A 19758-nucleotide genomic window follows, 5' to 3' on the forward strand; every position below is an offset into this window, starting at 1 on the left:
GCGGGGCCCCGGCGAAGGCGAGTGGCCGGCGTCGCGCCCGTCAGGCGGCCGGTGCGGCGAGCAGCTCCTCGAGGCGCGCCAGCGCGGGGGCGTCGCCGAGTACGAGCAGGCGGTCGCCGCCGCGGATCTCGAAGCCGGGCGGCGGGTTCGGCGTGGCGCCGCCCACGCGCTCCACGGCGAGCACGCTCACGCCCGTGCGCGCGCGCACGCCGAGGACGGCGAGGCTCGTCGGTGCGAGGTCGGCGGGCACGTCGACCCAGCTCGTGTCGACCTGCTCGAGCAGCTCGACGAGCCAGGGGTCGATCGGGACACCGGCGTTGCCGCGCAGCGCGTCGTAGCCCTCCTCGCGAAGGGCGTCGGTGAAGCTCCGCACGGCCGCGCTCGGCACGGCGAAGAACGCGAGCACGCGCGCGACCAGCTCGAGCGCGGCCTCGTACTCCTCGGCGACGATCGCGCGCGCCCCGGCGTCCTCGAGCAGCTCGATCTCCTTCACGTAGCGCACGCGCGCGAGCACGGGCGTGTGCGGCGCGAACGCGTGGATGCGCGAGACGATGCGGCGCGTGGCGAGCGGGTCGGAGATCGCGACGGCGACGAGCTTCGCGCGCGCGACGCCGAGGTGCGCGAGCACGACGGGCCGCGTCGCGTCGCCGTAGTGGATGGGCTCGCCGCGTTCGCGCGCCGCCTCGACCGCGCTCGCGTTCGATTCGACGACGACGTAGTCGATGCCGAGCGAGCGCAGCGTGCGCGCGATCGTGCGGCCCGCGTGGCCGAAGCCGATCACGACGGCGCGCTCCTCGGGTGCGGCGTCCGCGGCGCGCTCGCCTCCGTGCGCGGTCGGCGCGTTCGCCGCGTCCCGTGGCGCGCGGCCCGCGAGGCGGTCGGCGAGTGCGGGCGCCGCGCGCACGAGGAAGGGCGTCGCGAGCAGGCTCAGGATCGACCCGGCGATCACGACCTGATGGAGGGACGGATCGAGCGCGCCCGCCGCGCGTGCGGCGTCGGCGAGCACGAACGAGAACTCGCCCGTCTGCGCGAGCGCGGCGGCGGTGAGGACGCCCGTGCGCAGGTGCTCGCGCGCGAGCGGAGCGGCGACGAGTGCGATGAGCAGGCCCTTCGCGCCGACGGCGACCGCGAGGTAGGCCGCGACCGCGCCGGGCTGCGCGAGCAGCGCGGCCGGCTCGAAGAGCATCCCGACGGCCGTGAAGAACACGCCGATCAGCACGCCGCGCAGCGGCACGACCTCCGAGAAGAGCTGGTGCGAGTAGGGCGACGCGGTGGCCGCCACGCCGGCGAGGAAGGCGCCGACCGCGAGCGTGAGCCCGAGCATCTCGGCCGCCACGGCCGAGCCGAGCACGACGAGCAGCGCGAGCAGGCTGAACAGGTCGGGCGAGCGCAGGCGCGCCGCGCGGTCGAGCACGCGCGGCACGACGCCGCGGACGACGAGCAGCATCGCGACGAGCGCGAGCGCCATGCGTCCGACGACCGCCGCGACGTGGGCGAGCGAGCCGCCCGCGTCGCCGAGCAGCGGGATGGCGAGCAGGAACGGGACGATCGCGAGGTCCTGCAGCAGCAGGATGGCGACCGCGAGCCGGCCCTGCGGCGCGTCGACCGTGCCGCCCGCGACGAGCAGCCGCATCGCGAGCGCCGTGCTCGACATCGAGACGACGCCTCCCAGCACGAGCGCGCTCGCCGGCTCGAGGCCGAGCGCGCGCGCGCCGGCCGCGACGACGGCGACGGTGAGCACGACCTGCGCGCCGCCGGCGAGCAGCGCCGTCCGCCACAGCGCGCGCAGCCGCTCGAGCGGCAGCTCGAGCCCGATCTCGAACAGCAGGAACACGACGCCGATCTCGGCGAGCGCGCGCACGCTCTCGTTCGTCTCGACGAGCTCGAGCCCGCCCGGCCCGGCGACCGCACCGACGACGAGGAAGCCCGCGATCGACGGGAGCCGCAGCCGCTCGAAGAGCGCGAGCCCCGCGGCGGTGATCGCGAGCAGGACGAGCAGCTGGACGAGCAGGTGCGGCTCGTTCATCCCGCCCCCGGTGCGCGGCTCATGCGAGGCAGTCGTCGAGCGCGTCGCCGAGCGACGCGAAGCGGTAGCGGTAGCGCGCCCGCTCGAGCGCGCCCGGCACGACGCGCTTGCTCCCGAGCAGCTCGTCGGCGATCTCGCCGAACACGGCGCGGATCGCGAAGCCCGGCACGCGCACGAGGTCGCTCTGCAGGCGCGCGAGCAGGGGCGACGCGGCGAGGCGTTCGGCGAGCGCGGCCGTGAGCTCGCGATTCGTGACCGGCTCGGGAGCGACCACGTTGACCGCGCCCTCGAGCCGGCCCTCGAGCGCGAGCAGCAGCGCGCCGACCGCGTCGTCGAGGTGCACCCACGGCACCCACTGTCGCCCGTTGCCGAGCCGCCCGCCGACGTTCCAGGCGAACGGGCGGCGCATCGTCGCGAGCGCGCCACCCTCGCGCGCGAAGACGATGCCGAGCCGCATGCGCGCGACGCGCACCGCGTGCGCGCGCGCCTCGTCGGCCGCGGCCTCCCAGTCGCGGCACAGCTCGGCGAGCAGGCCGCGGCCGGGCGCGCTCGCCTCGCCGAGCCGCTCGTCGCCGCGCGAGCCGTAGAAGCCGACGGCGGACGCGTTGACGAGCGTGCGCGGGCGCTCCGAGGCACCGAGCTCGCCTAGCGTGCGCGCGATCGCGCGCGTCGAATCGACGCGGCTCGCGCGCATGCGCTCGAGGCGGCCCTGTGTCGGGAGCCCGCCGAAGATGGGCTCGCCGGCGAGGTGGACGACGGCGTCGCAGCCCGCGAGCGCGTCGGCCGGCACCTCGACGCCGTCCCAGACGACCCGCTCGACGCGCTCGTCGGCTGCGGCGCGCGCGCTGCGCGAGACGGCGCGCACCGCGGTGCCGCGCTCGAGGAGCCGCGCGACGAGCGCGCCGCCGACGAGCCCGGTCGCGCCGGTCACGAGCACGCGCGCGCGCGCGGGGTCCGCCCTGCGCGTCTTCTGCGCTCGCCGCTCCGTCGGGGTCCATCCGTCGCTCTCCGTTCCGGCGTCGGCCGTTCGCGCGTCAGATTGACTCGTGACGAGCGAGGGCGCACGCTCGCGCGCTCGCACGCGCCGGACCGGGAGCGCGCGGTGGCGGACGTCGCCGCACGGCATCCGGGCGCGCGCGACACGTGCACCCGACACGACACACGGAGTGGGCTTGGATCTCTACGATCGTCCGGTGCGGCGGATCGAGCCCGCGACCGCGCAGCCCGCGTCGCCGTGCCCGGTGTGCGACGCGCGGACCGCCGTTCCCACGTATCGCGTCGAGGGCGTCGCCGCGCCGATCGTCGTCTGCACGCAGTGCGGGCACGGCCGCTTCGACCCGCTTCCCTCCGACGACGAGATCGCGGCGTTCTACCCGGCCGACTACTACGGCGAGCCCGGCTCGAAGTTCCGGCCGGCGATCGAGGGGCTCGTGCGCGCGGTCGCCGCGCGCCACGTGCGCTTCCTGTGCGAGGGGCTCCCGGCCGGCGCGCGCGTGCTCGACGTCGGATGCGGGCGCGGCGTCATCCTCGGCCCGCTCGCGGACCGCGGCTACGAGGCGCACGGCGTCGAGATCAGCGCCGACGCGACGCGCGGAGTCGACCCGCGCGCGCACGTGCGCATCGCGCCGCGGCTCGCCGATGCGGGCTACGCCGCGGGCACGTTCGACCAGATCGTGATCTGGCACGTGCTCGAGCATCTGCGCGACCCGCGCGCGACGATCGAGGAGTGCCACCGCATCCTCGCTCCGGGCGGGCGGCTCGTCGTCGCCGTGCCGAACTTCGCGAGCTGGCAGGCGCGCTTCGGCGGGCCCGGCTGGTTCCACCTCGACGCGCCGCGGCACCTCCACCACTTCCCGCTGCCGGCGCTGCGCGCGCTCGTCGAGCGCTGCGGGTTCGCGTGCGAGCGCGCGCACCACTTCTCGCTGCGGCAGAACCCGTTCGGGTGGATCCAGAGCGCGCAGAACCGGCTCGACCCCGAGCACCCGAATCGCCTCTACACGGCGCTCCACCACCCGCGGCAGGGCGCGCGGCCACGCGCGGCGGAGCGGCTGCGCGCGTGGGCCTGGCTCGCCGCGCTCGGCGCGCCCGCGCTCGCGCTCTCCGTCCTCGAGGCCGTGTGCGAGAGCGGCGCGACCGTGCACGTCGTCGCGACGCGGCGCGACGGCGAGCGAGGCTAGGCGGGCGCGGTGGAGGCGCGCGACCCGGCGGAGGGGGCCGAGCGGCCGCGGCCCACGGCGCGCGGGGCGGGCGGAGCGGGCGGCCGCGACCGCCACTCCGCCGCGACGTGGCCGGCCGCGTGGGTCGCCGCGATCGCCGTCGTCGTCGGCGTGCGCGTCTGGAACGCGCTCGCCGGACCCGTGCTGCACGGCTACGACGCGTGGGCGCACGTCGCGTACGTGCTCTTCCTCGACACCTTCCACGCGCTTCCGCGGGCCGACCAGGGATGGTCGTTCTTCCATCCGCCGCTCTACTACCTCGTCGGGCTCGCGCTCGCGCAGTCGGGCTCGGCGGACGTGCTCGCGCGCGGGCTCGCGCTCTGGTCGAGCGCCGCGAGCGCGGGCGCCGCGGCCTGCACGGCGCTCGCGGTGCGGGCCGCGGTCGGACGCGGCGAGGACGCGGTCGCGCGCGCGGCGCCGCTCGTCGCGTTCGTCGCGGTGGGTCTCCTGCCCGTGCACGTCTACACGAGCCCGATGCCCGGCAACGAGACGACGGCCGCCTTCTTCGCGACGGCGACGGTCGCGCTGTACGCGGCGACGGCGCGGCGCACGGAGCGGCGGCTCGCGCTCGACGCGGCGATCGGTGCGCTCGGCGCGCTCGCGCTGCTGTCGAAGTTCAACGGCGCGCTCGCGCTCGGGACGGTGTTCGTCGTCGCGCTCGCGCGCGCGCTGCGCGCGCCGGTGCGCGCGGCCGCGGTGCGCGACTTCGCGCGCAGCGCGGCGACGGTCGGCGTCGTCGCGGTCGTCGTCGCGGGCCCGTGGTACGCGCGCAACCTCGCCGCCTACGGAACTCCCTTCCAGACGAGCCACGCCGTGCCCGAGGTCGCCGCGCAGGAGCGCACGCAGCCGCCGGGCGAGCGCGGGCTCCGCGACTTCGTCGCCCTCCCCGGGCCCGCCGCGCTGCTCGCCGACTCGCGCTTCGACGCCCCGCACGTCGTGCACTCGGTGTGGGGAACGCTGTACCTGAACCTGTGGTTCGACACGTTCCGCGGCGGCCAGTTTCCGAAGCTCGTGCGCGACGACGGCCCGTGGCGCGAGCGCCCGATCCACGTGCCGACGATCGCGATGGCGCTCGTCGGCGCGGGCCCGAGCGCGCTCGTGATCGCGGGCGCGTTCGCGGCCGCGCGGCGCGCGCTGCGCGACCGCGACGCGGTGCTCGACGCGTGCGCGCTCGTGCTGGTCGCGGCCGGCCTCGCCGCGTTCGCGGCCTTCGCGGTGCGCGTGCCGACCTTCGCCGCGGTGAAGGCTTCCTATCTATTGAACCTCTCGCTCGCCTGGGGCTGGCTCACGGTGCGCGGGCTCGGGCTCGTGCGCGCCCGGCTCGGACCGTGGGCCGCGCGTGCGGCGCTCGCGTGGGTGGCCTGCGCCGGGGCGGCGAGCGCGGCCGTGTTCACGAGCGGGCTCCTGTTCCCGATGGAGCGCGACCACGCGGACGTCTACGCGCTCCGCTCGTACTTCGGCGATGCCGACGCGGCGCGCGCGTGGTTCACCGACCCCGCGCTTCGCGACATGCGGTGGGCGATCGAGGAGATGGCGGCGATCGAGCTCGCGCACGGCGACGCACACGCGGCGCGCGCGCTCCTGCGCCGCGTGGCGGGAGAGGTGACGACGCCGCGCTTCGTCAACGCGCTCGCCGTCGCGACCGCGCTCGACGGCGGCGCGCGCCAGGCGCTGCGCATGTGGGACGGGCTGCTCGGCGCGGTCGAGATGCCGGAGGCGCGCATCAACCGCGCGCTCGTCCGGATGCAGGCGGGCGACCTCGACGGCGCGCGGCGCGACCTCGACGCGGCGCGCGCGCGCGCACCGGAGGTCGTCGCGCTCGCGCTCGCGACGGCCGAGCTCGAGCGACGCGCGGGAGACGGCGACGCGGCGCGCGCCGCTCGCGCGCGCGCGGAGGGCCTCGCGCGGAGTGCGCCGCGCGGCTACCCGCACGGCGTGGGCGACGGCGAGCTCCGCTACCCGGTGGAAGGCGACCGCTGGCTGCTCGTCGCCGACGGCGACGCGCTCGCGCTGTGGCGGCCCGCGCGCTCGCGCATCGCGCGGGTGTCCGGCGCGCGCGGACGAGCGGCGGACGCGGCCGCTGCGGCGAGCGCGCGACCCGCTCCGGCCGCGACGCCTGGGCCGGCCGCGCCGCGGCGGGCCGCGCCGTGACGCGATCGCGCGCGTGGTGGTCGCTCGGCGTGGCGCTCGCGGCCGTCGCCGTCGCGATGCGCGTGCACAACGCGTTCGCCTACCTGCTCCACTACGGGTTCGACGCGCTCTTCAACTGGAAGTACGTCGAGCTGCTCACCGAGTTCTTCGTGCTGCCCGACCCGGAGTACGGCTGGTCGACGGCGCGCCCGCCGCTCTTCTTCCACCTCGCCGGCGGGCTCGCGCGCATCTTCGGGCCGGCGGCGCGCGACGCGGTGCCCGTCATCCGGCTCGCGAGCAGCGCGGTCGGGCTCGGCGCCGTCGCGCTGTGTGTCGCGTGGGTGCGCGCGCAGGGAGGCGACGCGAAGCGATGCGTGCTCGCGGGCGCGCTCGTCGCGTTCCTCCCGGCGCACGTCTACCTCTCGGCGATGCTGAACGAGGAGATCCTCGCGGCGTCGCTCACGACGCTCGCGCTGTTCCTGTACCTGCGCGCCGGCGCGGCGGCAGGCGGGCCGGGGGGTGCGGAAGGCGCGCCGCGGCTGCGCCGCGCGCTCGCACGCGACGTCGCGGTGGGTGTCGCGGCGGGGCTCGCCTGGCTGACGAAGCTCACGGGCGTGCTGACGGCGCTGTCGCTCGCGGCGGCGCGCGTCCTCGCGGGCGCGCGCGAGCGGCGGGCGCGGCCCGCGCTCGCGGGGGCGTGCGCGATCGGACTGGCCGCGCTCGCGACCGGAGGCTGGTTCTACGTCCGCAGCTACGTGCTGTACGGCTACTTCTACCCGAGCAACCTCGCGGCGCACCGCATCATGTGGAGCATGCCGCCCGGCGAGCGCACGCTCCTCGACTACGTCTACGTGCCGCTCGCGACGTTCGCGAACCCGCGTCTCGACGACCCGGCCCTCCTGCACTCGGTCTGGGGCGGGACGTACGCGACGCTGTGGTTCGACGGGCAGCGCCACTTCACGCCGAGCGACGACGCCGTGGTCGATCGCGTCGGCGCGCTCGTCGCGTGCCTCGCCGTGCTGCCGTCGCTCGCGTTCTTCGCGGGGCTCGCGCGCGGCGTGCGGCGCGCGCTCGCCGACGCGCGCGCGCCCGACACGCCGATGCTGCTGCTCGTCGCCGCGACGCTCGCGGGCTACGCGGCGTACACGTGGGCGACGCCCTGGTTCGCGACCGTGAAGGGCTCGTACCTGCTCGGTCTCGCCCTCCCGTACGCGCACTACACGAGCGAGGTGCTCGCCGACTGGACCGACGCGGCCCGGCGTCCGCGCTGGCTGCGCATCCTGCTCTTCGTGTGGCTCGCCGCGCTGCTCGCGGCGATCGTCGCGGCGTTCACGTTCGGGACGCCGCTCTGGGAGATGCGCGGCGGCGACCCGCTGCCGGGCCTCCCCTGGGAGGGCGCGCCGCCGCCGGACCACGTCTGGTAGCGGACCGCGCCGCGCCGGGATCGCGCCGCGACTAACGAGTGTCGGGTCGGAGCGCGATGCGCGGGCTGCCGAACCAGGCGAGGCGGTGTCGCTCGTCGATGCGGCCCTGCGGGCGGACCTCGAGACGCAGCTCGACGCGCGCGCCCGCGAAGGCGGCGAGGTCGGCCTCGAGCGGGAGCCACGTGCGGCCCTGGTGCCGACCGTCGAGCAGGCTCGCGCGCGCGAGCTCGACGCGCGCGTCCTCGGGCTCTCCGGCGCGACGCAGCGATGCGATCGCGATCGTGCGCTCGGGATGGGCGTACTCGCTCGTGAGCCCGATCGTCTGCCACAGCCCGACGTCCGCCTGGAAGACGGCGTCGCGCGGCACGTCCACCTCGAAGTCGACGCCGCCGCCGTCGGCACCCGTCCAGAAGTCGAGCACGCGGCGGTTCATGCGCGCCGCGAGGCGCGGCGCGGGCGACGGCGCGGGCGCGGGCGGCGCGCCCGGCTCGCGCACCCACGCGCGCCCGCTCGCGCGGCGGTCGAACAGGTCGACCGCCGTCGGGCCGCGGTCCTCGCCGCGCTCGAGCAGTGTGAGCCAGCCGGGCGGCGCGCCGCGCGCGACGCGGAAGTAGCGCTCGAGGTGGGCCCACACGCCCGGGAGCTCGTCGCTGTAGTAGAGGTAGAGCGGCTGGTCGATGTCGCTCATCACGACGAAGCGCACGCGCTCGAGCGCGCGCGTGATGACGCGCTCCTGCTCCTCGCGCATGCCGGGGATCACGCCGCTGTAGGGCGTCGGGTTCGTCGTGCCGGTCGCGTAGTAGACGATGGGCTCGGCGCGCGCGACGAAGATCGGCTCGCCGGGCGCGGCGCGCTCGCGCAGGGCGCGGATGACGCGCGGGAGCGCGGGTGCCTTCAGCATCTCGTTGACGGGCCGCAGCGGGAGCTTCGGGCCGAAGGTCGCCGGACCGGCCGCGCGGTGGAGCCACACGCCCGTCGCGACGACGGCGACCGCGAGGCCCGCTGCGAGCGCGGCGGCGAGCGCGCGGCGCTGCGCGCGTGCGGCGGGCGCGCGCGCGACGAGGCAGAGCTGCACGACCGCGGCGGGCAGCACGTACACGAGGTGGCCCCAGTCGGTGCGCGGGAAGAGCCCGGGCACGAGCGCCGCCAGCAGCGCCGCGTGTACCCACGTGGCGGGCGCGAGCCCGCGGCGCAGCGCGGCGACCGCGGCGAGCGCGAGCGCTGCGAACGGCGCCGCGTACAGCGCTTGCGTCGCGAGCGAGGGCGTCGCGCCGAGCCGTCCGAACACGCCGTAGCGGAAGCCGTAGAGCGCCGGCACGTAGCGGCTGCGCTCGACGTACACGTCGCCGAGGAGCTCGCCCGGCGGCCACAGGTTCGGGTAGGCGGAGCCGAACGTGTCGCGGAACGAGAGCGGGAGGAAGACGAGCGAGTCGACGAGCGCCGCGAGGTCGCCCCGCCACGCGTAGAGCGCGAGCGTCGCGGCGGCGACGGATGCGCCGCCCGCCGCGTAGAGCGCGAGCCGCCGCGCGAGCGGAGCCGCGCCGCGCGCGAAGGCGAGGCACCCGAGGAAGGCGACGGCGAGGCCGGCGCCGAGGTTCTGCTTGCAGAGCGCGACGAGCGCGACGAGCGCCCCCGCCGCGAGCGCGAAGCGCGCATCGTCGAGCGCGCGCGCCGTCGCCCACGCCGCGATCATCGCGAGATGCAGCGCGGTGAGCGCGTAGAAGTACAGCGAGAAGAGCGGGAACAGCAGGACGGGCGCGGCCGCGAAGGCGGCGGCGGCGACGTGTGCGAGTGCGTCGCCGCGCGCCCGGTACGCGAGCGCGAAGCACGCGGCGGTCGCCGCGCCGTGCATCGCGGCGACCGCGCCGCGCGCGACGAAGATGCCGTCGCCGAACGCGCGGAAGAGCAGGGCGAGCAGCTCGAACGGGAGCGGCCCGGTGAAGCTCGCGAGATCGCGGAAGAGGTGCTCGCCGCCGACCATCCGCTGCGCGAGGTGCAGCGCGATGCCCTCCTCGAGCATGTTGGGCTCGAGCGGCGTCATCCACGCGCACGCCGCCGCTCCCGCCATCGCCCACGCGAGGGTCGGGACGAGCGGTCGGGCGTCGTCGTGCATGCGAGGCGCGCTCCTCGTCCGGCGTCGCACGGCGGCGACGGAGCCGCGGCGACGGAGCGGCGGCGACGGTATCACCCGCGCCCGAGCGGCGCGCACGCGCGCGAAGCCCGCGCGCGGGTGTCGGGCCGCGCGCGCGGCGAAGGGTGGAGCGGCGCGCGCGTGCGCCGCGGATAGACTCTCGCCGCAGTGGCTCGCGGCTCGTGGCTCGTGGCTCGCGTGCGCGCGCGAGGGGCGGCCGCGGTGCCCGGGAACCGGGGGCCGAACGGGTTCGGACCCGACGCGCGGAGGAGGGCGCACATGCGACGCGGAGCAGAGCGAGCGGTGGAAGCGGTTCGAGACCGGGCTCGCGATCGGGCCCGGACGCGCGGACACCGGGTGGCGGTGGCGCGCGCGTGCACACTGCTCGCGATCCTCGCGCTCGCCGTCGCCGCATGCGGCGGAGGGGACGAGCCCTCCGCGCCGCCGACGAGCCCGGCGCCGACGCCGGCGCCCGTCCCCACGCCGGCTCCCACTCCGCCGCCGCCGCCGCCGACCCCCGCGCCGACGCCGCCTCCCGCGTCCACCGAGCCGATCGCCGAGAGAGGTGATGCGCGCGTCGGGGCTCCGATCTATGCGACCTACTGCGCGACGTGCCACGGTGCGAAGGGCGACGGCGACGGGCCGCTCAGCCAGGGGCTGCAGCCGCAGCCCGCGAAGCACTCGGACGGCGCCTACATGAACGGGCTGAGCGACGAGTACCTGGCCAAGGTCATCCGCGAGGGCGGACCGGCGGTCGGGAAGTCGCCGCTCATGGCGGCCTGGGGCAACGTGCTCACCGATCAGGACATCGCGCACGTCGTCGCCTTCGTCCGCACGCTCGCCGACCCGCCGTACACGCCGCCGGCCGACTAGCACGCCGGCCGCGTGCGCTCCTCGCGAGGGGAGCGCGCACGCGCCTCGACGCTGCACCGCGCGCTGCCGGCGCGCTCGGGCATTCGCCCGAGCGCGGGCGCGTGAGTGCGTCGCGCGGGTCAGGCCCGGCCCCCGGCCCTCCGATAGCGCGGGCCGCACGCCCCCCGCGGCGTGCGCCGGCACGCGAGGGGCGTGCCTCGTTCCGCGAAGGAGTGGGCGTGGGCTACGAGCTCGGCGACGTCATCGCCGTCATCAATCTCGCTCTGCTGGTCGTGATGATCGGCGGGCCGCCGATCGTGATCCTGTCCCTCTACCTGTCGGATCGCAACCAGTCGCAGCACGCGGTGCTGCGCAACTTCCCGCTCCTCGGTCGCATCCGCTACGTGCTCGAGCACATCGGGCCGGAGCTCCGGCAGTACCTCTTCAACTCGGATCGCGAGGGCAAGCCGTTCTCGCGCGACGACTACCACACGGTCGTCTTCGCCGGGAAGTACCTCAAGAGCATCATGTCGTTCGGGTCGAAGCGCGACTTCGACCAGCCCGGCTGGTACCTGCGCAACTCGATGGTCGTCACGCTGATGCAGGACCTGCGCATCGTGCGCGAGCCGCTCCTTCCGACGCGCCGGTACGTGATCGAGAGCGAAGGGCTCATGTCCCGCAAGGAGAAGATGGGCGACCAGACCGTGTCGCCGTGGACGCTGCCCGACGAGGACGCGCTCGTGGTCGGCGCGGGCCTCGCGCACCCGTGGACGCTGCGCGGGCTGATCGGGATGAGTGCGATGTCGTACGGCGCGCTCGGTCGCAACGCCATCCAGGCCATGAGTCACGGCCTCGCGATGGCGACGGGCTCGTGGCTCAACACGGGTGAGGGCGGCCTGTCCGAGCACCATCTGGTCGGCGGCGGGGACGTCGTGTTCCAGATCGGGCCGGGCCTGTTCGGCGTGCGCACCGAGGCCGGCGAGTGGGACTGGGACGAGTTCCGCAGCAAGGCGGCCGTGCCGCAGGTGAGGGGCTTCGAGCTCAAGATCCACCAGGGCGCGAAGATCCGCGGCGGGCACGTCGAGGCGGAGAAGGTGACCGAGGAGATCGCGCGCATCCGACGCGTGCCCGCGTTCACGACGATCGACGCGCCCAACCGCTTCGAGATGTTCGCGACGATCGACCAGCTCTTCGATCACGTGAGCCGCATGCGCAGCGAGGCGCAGAAGCCCGTGGGCATCAAGGTCGTCGTCGGCGGGCCCGGCTCGTGCGACGACATCGCGGCGGCGATGGCGCGGCGGGGCGACGGGCCGGACTGGATCACGGTCGACGGCGGCGAGGGCGGGTCGGGCGCGATGTACCAGGAGATGGCCGACACGATGGGCCTCCCGGTGCGCTCGGGGCTCGTCGAGATGGACGACGCGCTGCGCCGCCACGGCGTGCGCGACCGCGTCCGGATCTTCGCCTCGGGCATGATGTTCTCGGCCGACCGCATCGCGATCGCGCTCTCGCTCGGGGCGGACGCCGTCAACATCGCGCGCGGGCTGATGATCTCGGTCGGCTGCATCCAGGCGCAGAAGTGCCACAGCAACCAGTGCCCGGTCGGCGTCGCGACGACCGACGAGAAGCTGATGAAGGCACTCGTCGTCGACGAGAAGAAGTTCCGGGTGATGAACTACATCGTGACGTTGCGCGCTGCGCTCGCGTCGCTCACCGCCGCCGCGGGCCTGCGCTCGCCGACCGAGTTCACGCGCCACCACGCCGTGTACCGCGACGCCTACGGCCGCGTCGCGTCGGCCGCCGACATCTTCCCGAGCCCGCGGCCCGGGTCGGCGCGCCGCCCCGCCGTGCTGCCGCGCATCGACGTGCTGCGCGGCGACGGCGCGCTCGTGGGACTCGGCGACGAGGAGAAGCCCGAGGCTCGCTAGGCGCGCGGAGGGAGTTCGCCGCCCGCCGCCCGCCCGCGCGCGGGCCGCGCCGCGCGCGGTATGCTGCGCGCGCCCTCGCGGCGCGCACACCGCGCGGCGCGCGCACGGCGAAGCAGACGGGAGCCGCGATGGACCGCGACGCGCAGGAGCGACGGATCCAGACCGCGTGCCTGCTCATCCTGAGCGCGGTGGCGCTCGGGTTCGCGCTCTACTGGCTGCGTCCCGTGATGGTCCCGTTCGTGCTGGCCGTGTTCTTCGCGCTCGGCCTCGCGCCCGCCGTCGACGTCCAGGTGCGGGCGCTGCGGCTGCCGCGCGCCGTCGCGATCGTCACGACGCTCGTCCTCGGCGGCGGTCTCCTCACCGGCATCGCGGCGTTGATCCAGATCTCCGTGCGACAGCTGACGGCCAACGCGCCCGCCTACGAGGCGCGCCTCACCGAGCTCATCGCGCGCACGGCGAACGCGCTCCCGCTCGAACGGATCGGGCTCGACACGAGCCGCATTCTCGACGCGCTCTCGTCGATCCCGGTGAGCTCGATCGGCGGCATGCTGCTCGGCACGACGAACGCGATCGTCGACCTCCTCTCGCGCTCGCTGCTCGTGCTGATCTTCATGATCTACCTGTTGATCGGTCGCGAGACGCGACTCCCCGGCGCGGCGCGGCGCGGCATCTGGCTCGACATCGAGAGCCGCATCGAGCGCTACATCGTGACGAAGGCGTTCGTGTCGGGCGCGACGGGCCTGCTCGTGGGCGGGATCCTCGCCGTCCTCGGCATCGACCTCGCGCTCGTGTTCGGGCTGTTCGCGTTCCTGTTGAACTTCATCCCGAGCGTCGGGTCGGTGATCGCGACGCTGCTCCCGCTGCCGGTCGTGCTCGTGAGCCCGGACACGAGCCCGCTCGCCGCGGCGCTCGCGATCGCGCTCCCCGGTCTCGTCCAGTTCGCGATCGGCAACGTGCTCGAGCCCAAGATCATGGGCGACGCGCTCGACCTCCACCCGATCGCGATCCTGATGGCCCTGATCCTGTGGGGGATGCTGTGGGGCGTCGTCGGCATGCTGCTCGCGACGCCCATCACGGCGATGATGAAGCTGCTCTTCGAGCAGCTCGAAGCGACCCGGCCGGTGGCCGCGCTGCTCGCCGGGCGCGTGAGCGGCGCGCCCCGCCCGGCCGCTCGCGCCGAACCGGCCTGAGGCGCCGCTTCCCGCCGCAGGCCGCTGTGCCATCCTCGCCGCGCGCCCGCCCGCTCGTGGGGCCACCGGCGCGCGAGCGCCTCGAGGCGCCGCCTGCGCGGTCCCGCGCAGTGTGAACAAGCGCGCGGGTCGCCCGTCGGACGCCGCCGTCTCGCGAGGGCCGGTGCGCCGGCCGGAGGTGGTTGCGATGTCCCAGTCCGCGTCTCGCCTGTCGTCCGTTCCGTCGCGCTCGCCGTCCCCGTCCCCGGCGAGCCTCCCGTCCGCGTCCGCTTCCCATCCGCTCCGTTCCTCCGCTGTCGTGCGCGCTCTCGCGCTCGCCCTGGCGTTCGCGCTCGCAGGCGTTCCCTCGGTCGCCGGCGCGCTCTCCGAGCCCGACGACGCCGGCGCCTCCCCGCGCGACCTCGTCGACCTCGTCGCGTCGCGCCCCGCGGCGGTTCGCGACGCCGCGCTCGAGGCCTCGCTCTACCCCGACACCCTGGTCCGCATGGAGCTCATCCAGGCGCGTTCGAGCGCGGCGTTCGAGGTGCGCGCCGAGCGCCTCGACCGCGAGCACGAGGAGGAGCTCTGGGAGCTCGTCCGCTACCCCGGGCTCCTCTCCGACATCGTCGAGGGCGGCGCGAAGTCGGACGCCGCGCTCGAGGACATCGCCGACGCCTACCCCGACGACGTGCGCGACATCGTGCTGCACCTCGGCGGTGAGCACTTCGCGACGCTCGAGGAGGCACACGCGATCCGGGCCGCGGCGGACGTCGAGTTCGACGACGCGATCGCCGGCCTTCCCGACGACGCGCGCGCCGCGTTCCGCGAGCTCGTCGACGATCCGGAGCTGCTCGCCGCCATGGGCCGCAGCCCGAGCGCGGTCGCGCAGCTCGCCGACGAGTACCGCGCGAGCCCGCGCGCCGCGCGCCAGCACCTCGACGCGGTCGCGGCCGAGCAGGAGGCCGAGACCGACCGCGCCGAGGCCGCGTGGCGCGAGACGGTCGAGAGCGACCCCGAAGCGCGCCGCGAGCTCGAGGCGGCGGCGCGGCGCTACGCCGACGAGTACGGCTACGACTACGACGGGCTCACGCGCCCGGACGTGAACGTGACCGTCAACGTCTACCACCACGCCTATCCCTACTGGTTCGGCTATCCGCGCTGGTACTCGCACTGGCATCCGTGGGGTGTGTGGTATCCGGTGGTTCCGCACTTCGGGTTCGCCTATCGATCGCCCGGCGTCTCGTTCTTCTTCGGGCTTCCCTCGCCGCACTTCGTGAGCTGGTACTTCGGCGGCTACTACGACGCCTACCCGCGCCTCTCGAACTGCTTCGACCGCTACTACGTCCACCGCTATCCGACCTATCGCCCGAGCTACCGCTACGCCCGCTATGCGCGCTACCACCGCGCGCCGCGCGGCGGGCTGATCGCGCGCGTCCGCCGCGACCGGCCGGCCTACGTGGCGCCCGCGACCTGGCGCGCCGAGCACCGCGAGCGGGGCATCGAGCGCCGCGCGGAGCGGCGCGCCCTCGGCATCGAGCGGCGCGACGACCGCCGCGACCGCGGCATCGAGCGGCGCGCGGAGCGGCGCGACAACGGCCTCGATCGGCGGGAAGAGCGCCGCGCGAACGGACGCGAGCGGCGCGACGAACGGCGCGACAACGGCATCGAGCGCCGCGACGAGCGGCGCACGCGCGGCGTCGAGCGCCGCGAGGAGCGACGCGACAACGGCCTCGAGCGCCGCGAGGAACGGCGCGCGAACGGCGCCGAGCGCCGCGACGAGCGCAGGGCGAACGGGCAGGAGCGGCGCGAGGAGCGCAGGACGAACGGCGTCGAGCGCCGCGCGGAACGTCGCGACGACGGACTCGAACGGCGGGAGGAACGGCGCGACGCGGGCATCGAGCGGCGCGACGAGCGTCGCACCAACGCGGAGGCGCGCCGGGACGAGCGCCGCGACGCGACGGCCGAGCGCCGCGACGCGCGCGCGGAGGCGGCTTCGCAGCGGCGCGCGCCGGGCCTGCGCCGCGTCGAGGTCCGCCGGGACACGGGCGAGGCGCGCCGCACCGAGCGTCGCGAGGCCTCGCAGCAGCGCGTCGAGCAGCGCCGCGAGCGCTCGCAGGAGCGCGTCGAGCAGCGGCGGAGCCGCGCCGAGGAGCGCCGCAGCGGACGTCGCGGCGACGGCGAGCGTTAGTCGTCGCGCGCGCGCGGCACTCTGATACCGTGCGCGCGTGTCGTCGAACCCGGCTCCCGACACGCCGCCCGTGCGCCGCGCGACCGCGCGCGTTGCGGGCTCGCTCGGCGACCGGCTCTTCACCGCGACGCCGCTCCCGCCCTTCGCGGTCGGCGCGTTGCTCGCCGCCGCGCTCCTCGCCGCGCTGGTGATCGCCGCGTTCGCGGCGGGCCGCGGCGAGGCGATCCGCGAGCTCGGCCCGGCCGGGCTCTACCTCGACCGCGATGCGCGCACGGTCGTCCTGCTGGTCGTGCTGCTCGCCTACGTCGTCACCGCGCGTCGCTACGTCGCGATGGGGGCGCGCGCCGCGTTCGACGCGCTCGCCCCCGTGCTCGACGCATCTGCGGCGACGCCGGCCGAGCGCGAGCGCGTGTCCCACCCGGAGAGCGCGTCTTCCGTGCGGCGCCGGCGGATGGCGGGCGCGCTCCTCGTCGTTCCCCTCGTGGCCCTGGCGATCGACCGCGACCCGGGCTTCTACCTGCGCCGCGACTACTGGAGCTTCGAGCACCTCACGCAGTGGATCTCGGGCTTCGTGCTGTGCGCCAACCTCGGGCTCCTCGCCGACGCGTCGATCGTGTGCGCGCAGCGCTTCGACGCGCTCGCGCGGCGCCGCGCGCGCGTCGACCTGCTCGACCTCGACGGGCTCGGCCCGTTCGCGTGGGTCGGGATGCGCATCGCACTCGTCTGGCTGCTGCTCGTCGCGATCTTCGCGCTGAACCTCGTCGACGTCGGCTACTGGGTCTCGTTCGCGGGGCTCGGCGTCGCCTCGCTCGCGATCGCGGGGGCGACCTTCGTGCGGCCGCTGCTCGGCGTGCGGGAGCGCGTGCGCCGCGAGAAGCAGGCGGAGCTCGCGCGCGTGTCCCGCGCCCTTCGCGGCGAGCTGCACGCGCTCGACGGCTCGCCGCTCGCCGCGCGCGCCTCCGCGGTGAGCGTCGCCGACCTGCTCGCCTACCGGACGTTCGTCGCCGAGCGCCCCGAGTGGCCCTTCGACGCACCGACGCTGCTGCGCCTGCTCGCCTACGTCGCGATTCCCGTCGGCTCGTGGGTCGGCGGCGCGTTCGTCGAACGGCTGCTCGCCGCGACGCTCGAGTGAGCGCGCGGACGCGCGCCCTCGTGCTCGAGCAGCCAGCGCTTCGCGGCGAGGCCGCCCGCGAAGCCCGTGAGCGAGCCGTCGGCGCCGACGAGGCGATGGCATGGAATCGCGATCGCGATCGGGTTCCGGCGCGCGGCGGCGCCGACCGCGCGCGCGGCGCCCGGCGAGCCGAGCGCGCGCGCCACGCCGCCGTAGTGGTGGGTCGCTCCCGGCGCGATCGCGCGCAGCGCGCACCAGACCGCCTGCGCGAATGCGCTCCCCACCGCGACGAGGGGGAGCGCGGCGAGGCGGGCCGCGGCATCCGCCTCGCGCGCGAAGTAGGCCGCGAGTGCGCGCGCGGCGGCGTCGGCGTGGCGGCGCGCGCGCGCGTCGCGCGCGGGCTCGACGCGCGCGCTCCCGGGCCGCGCGCGCCCCTCGCGCGCGGGCGCGTCCAACCAGGCGACGCGGGTCACGCCGCGCGTCTCGGCCGCGATGCCGAGCCTCCCGACCGGCGAGTCGACGACGAGTGCGAAGCGTTCCTCCACGGCCGTCCTCCTCTCGCGAGCGTCGCCGGGAGCGACGGAGCGCCGTCGCCCGTCGAGCCCGCGCTCGTCACGCCCTAGCATTCCGCGCGGCCGCGGAACGGACTCGCGGTTTCCGGACACGGATGCACGCGGCCGCGTGCCGCGAGGAGGGCGGATCGATGGGCGACCCGAAGGACGAGATGGCGGACGGCGGTCGGCTTCGCGTGCACGCGCGGAGGGCCACGTCGCGCGCTGCGGCGATGCGGGGCTCGGCGCTCGGACGGGTGCGCGCGATCGCGCGATCGTCGGCGATCGCGCTCGGGCTCGCGCTCGCCGTGCCCGCCCACGCGGACGACGCCGCGCGTCCGGTGATCCGCGTCGCGGGGGCGGCCACGCTCACGGCTCCCGCGGACGTGGCGACGCTCTCGGTCGCCGTGGTCACCGAGAGCGCGGAGAGCGCGCCCGCCGTCGAGGAGAACGCGCGGCGCAGCACGGCCGTGATCGCCGCGCTCCGCAAGGCCCTCGGCGACGCGGGCGAGATCTCGACGCTCGGGTTCTCCGTCGCGCCGCAGTACGACTACGGGAAGGCGAGCTCGGGCAGCCCCATCCTGCGCGGCTACGTCGTGCGCAACACGGTGCAGGTGCGGCTCGGGGCGATCGCGCGCGTCGGCGAGGCGATCGACGCGGCGACGCGCGCGGGCGCGAACGAGGTCCAGTCGATCGTCTTCGGCCTTCGCGACGACGCGCCGCTCCGCCTGCGGGCGCTCGCGGCCGCCGCCAAGGACGCGCGCGCGAAGGCCGACGCGGCGGCCGAGGCGCTCGGCGTCGAGGTGCGCGAGATCGTGTCGCTCGACGAGGGCGGGGGTGGCGTGGAGGTGCCGCGCATGCGGATGCAGGCCGAGTTCGCCGCGTCCAAGGCCTCGACGCCGATCGAGGCGGGCGGCGTCGACGTGCGCGCCGAGGTCGTCCTGACGGTCGCGATCGGCGACTAAGGCCCGCGTCCCGCCGCGCTATCGTGCGCGCCATGTCGAGCCCGGCGTCGACCGACGATGCGCTCCGCTCCCGGCTCGAGCGCCGCCACCTGCGCGCCGGGTGGACGCTCGTGCTCGTCTTCGGGGTCGCCGGCCTCGCGCTCGAGGCGCTGCACGGCTTCAAGGCGGGCTTCTATCTCGACGTGTCGAACGAGACGCGGCGGCTCATGTGGTCGCTCGCGCACGCGCACGGAACGCTGATCGGGCTGCTCAACCTCGCATTCGCAGCGGGGCTCGGCCGGCTCGCGCTCCCGGTCGCGCAGCTGCGCGCGGCGTCGGCGTGCTTCGTGGCGGCAGGCGTCGCGATGCCGGCCGGCTTCGCGCTGGGCGGGGTCGTCGTGTACGGCGGCGACCCGGGGCCCGCCGTCGCGCTCGCGCCGCTCGGCGCGTTGCTGCTCCTCGTCGCGGTCGCGCTGGCGGCGCGCGGCGCCTGGCGCGCGCGGGAGCCGGCGTGAGCGCGGCGCGCGCAGCGGGGCCGAGCGCGCGCGGACGCGCCGCGGCGGCGGCGCGCGCGCCGTGGCTCCTCGCCGTGCTCGTGCTCGTGCTCGGCGCGTCGTGCGCGGCACCGCGACCCACCACGTTAGGCGTGCGGCCCGGGACGAGCGCGCTCGCGCCGTGTCCGTCGAGCCCGAACTGCGTCTCGAGCACCGCGGACGACGCGGCGCACCGCACGGAGCCGTTCGCGCTCGCGGGCGACCCCGCCGCGGCGTGGGCCGGCGTGCGCGAGGCCGTCGCGTCGACGCCGCGCACGGAGGTCGTCGCGGCGACGGACCGCTACCTGCACGCCGAGGCCACGACGCGGCTCATGCGCTACGTCGACGACCTCGAGCTCCTGCTCGACCCGGCGACCGGGCGCGTCGAGGTGCGCTCGGCCTCGCGCATCGGGTACGGCGACATGGGCGCGAATGCGGCGCGCGTCGAGGCGCTCCGGGCGCGGCTGCGGGCCGCGGGGCTGCTCGCGCCGTAGGTCGCGTCCCGCGCCGCCTCGCGCGCAGGCCTTTCCGCGGCGCTCGCGTTGTCCGAAGATG

15 protein-coding genes are annotated in these 19758 nt (G+C 76.2%); 11 read left to right on the forward strand and 4 right to left on the reverse strand.

All coding sequences use genetic code 11. From position 1 onward, the window contains the following. Nucleotides 1–40: 40 nt before the first annotated feature. Complete coding sequence (locus tag R3E88_11845) at nucleotides 41–2026, reverse strand: cation:proton antiporter (protein MEZ4217163.1); 1986 nt, start codon at nucleotides 2024–2026, stop codon at nucleotides 41–43. A 19-nt stretch (nucleotides 2027–2045) separates the two neighbouring features. Next, nucleotides 2046–2957: a TIGR01777 family oxidoreductase gene (locus tag R3E88_11850; GenBank protein MEZ4217164.1), complete on the reverse strand. Its 912-nt coding sequence runs from the start codon at nucleotides 2955–2957 to the stop codon at nucleotides 2046–2048. 241 nt (nucleotides 2958–3198) lie between these two features. Here R3E88_11850 and R3E88_11855 point away from each other — a divergent pair, with 241 nt between their 5' ends. Genes R3E88_11855 through R3E88_11865 form a run of 3 tightly spaced genes read left to right on the forward strand, consistent with a single transcriptional unit; the run spans nucleotide 3199 to nucleotide 7796 of the window. Further along, the gene (locus tag R3E88_11855; GenBank protein MEZ4217165.1) at nucleotides 3199–4203 is read left to right on the forward strand and encodes a methyltransferase domain-containing protein; all 1005 of its coding nucleotides are present in this window, start codon (nucleotides 3199–3201) and stop codon (nucleotides 4201–4203) included. A gap of 9 nt (nucleotides 4204–4212) precedes the next feature. Next, the gene (locus R3E88_11860; protein ID MEZ4217166.1) at nucleotides 4213–6393 is read left to right on the forward strand and encodes a hypothetical protein; all 2181 of its coding nucleotides are present in this window, start codon (nucleotides 4213–4215) and stop codon (nucleotides 6391–6393) included. Continuing rightward, the gene (locus R3E88_11865) at nucleotides 6390–7796 is read left to right on the forward strand and encodes a phospholipid carrier-dependent glycosyltransferase (protein MEZ4217167.1); all 1407 of its coding nucleotides are present in this window, start codon (nucleotides 6390–6392) and stop codon (nucleotides 7794–7796) included. The genes R3E88_11860 and R3E88_11865 overlap by 4 nt, the downstream gene beginning before the upstream one ends. 31 nt (nucleotides 7797–7827) lie before the next feature. Here R3E88_11865 and R3E88_11870 read toward each other — a convergent pair whose 3' ends face one another. Further along, a complete protein-coding gene (locus R3E88_11870; protein MEZ4217168.1) occupies nucleotides 7828–9909 on the reverse strand; it encodes a hypothetical protein in 2082 nt (693 codons plus the stop codon). Between the two features lie 375 nt (nucleotides 9910–10284). Between R3E88_11870 and R3E88_11875 the strand changes: the two genes are divergently transcribed. The 5 genes from R3E88_11875 (at nucleotide 10285) to R3E88_11895 (ending at nucleotide 17196) form a co-directional block, all read left to right on the forward strand. After that, the gene (locus R3E88_11875) at nucleotides 10285–10800 is read left to right on the forward strand and encodes a cytochrome c (GenBank protein ID MEZ4217169.1); all 516 of its coding nucleotides are present in this window, start codon (nucleotides 10285–10287) and stop codon (nucleotides 10798–10800) included. A gap of 218 nt (nucleotides 10801–11018) precedes the next feature. Next, nucleotides 11019–12707 (forward strand): glutamate synthase-related protein, encoded by a 1689-nt coding sequence (locus R3E88_11880; protein ID MEZ4217170.1) that lies wholly within the window; start codon nucleotides 11019–11021, stop codon nucleotides 12705–12707. Between the two features lie 128 nt (nucleotides 12708–12835). After that, on the forward strand, nucleotides 12836–13897 hold the full coding sequence (locus R3E88_11885; GenBank protein ID MEZ4217171.1) for an AI-2E family transporter: 1062 nt from the start codon (nucleotides 12836–12838) through the stop codon (nucleotides 13895–13897). A gap of 298 nt (nucleotides 13898–14195) precedes the next feature. Beyond that, on the forward strand, nucleotides 14196–16064 hold the full coding sequence (locus R3E88_11890) for a hypothetical protein (GenBank protein ID MEZ4217172.1): 1869 nt from the start codon (nucleotides 14196–14198) through the stop codon (nucleotides 16062–16064). A 37-nt stretch (nucleotides 16065–16101) separates the two neighbouring features. Continuing rightward, nucleotides 16102–17196, forward strand: a complete 1095-nt coding sequence (locus R3E88_11895; protein MEZ4217173.1) for a hypothetical protein — start codon at nucleotides 16102–16104, stop codon at nucleotides 17194–17196. On the opposite strand, the gene R3E88_11900 is transcribed toward R3E88_11895, so the two are convergent. Next, nucleotides 17121–17720 (reverse strand): methylated-DNA--[protein]-cysteine S-methyltransferase, encoded by a 600-nt coding sequence (locus tag R3E88_11900; GenBank protein ID MEZ4217174.1) that lies wholly within the window; start codon nucleotides 17718–17720, stop codon nucleotides 17121–17123. The two genes, R3E88_11895 and R3E88_11900, sit on opposite strands and share 76 nt — an antisense overlap. Before the next feature lie 158 nt (nucleotides 17721–17878). Here R3E88_11900 and R3E88_11905 point away from each other — a divergent pair, with 158 nt between their 5' ends. The 3 genes from R3E88_11905 to R3E88_11915 are packed head-to-tail and all read left to right on the forward strand — an operon-like array spanning nucleotide 17879 to nucleotide 19697. Next, a complete protein-coding gene (locus R3E88_11905; protein ID MEZ4217175.1) occupies nucleotides 17879–18691 on the forward strand; it encodes an SIMPL domain-containing protein in 813 nt (270 codons plus the stop codon). Between the two features lie 32 nt (nucleotides 18692–18723). Beyond that, on the forward strand, nucleotides 18724–19185 hold the full coding sequence (locus R3E88_11910; GenBank protein ID MEZ4217176.1) for a hypothetical protein: 462 nt from the start codon (nucleotides 18724–18726) through the stop codon (nucleotides 19183–19185). Continuing rightward, entirely contained in the window at nucleotides 19182–19697 is a 516-nt protein-coding gene (locus tag R3E88_11915) for a DUF1499 domain-containing protein (protein MEZ4217177.1), read from the forward strand. The genes R3E88_11910 and R3E88_11915 overlap by 4 nt, the downstream gene beginning before the upstream one ends. Nucleotides 19698–19758: the final 61 nt, after the last annotated feature.

Source organism: Myxococcota bacterium (genome assembly GCA_041389495.1).
Lineage (GTDB): Bacteria > Myxococcota_A > UBA9160 > UBA9160 > UBA4427 > JAWKRT01.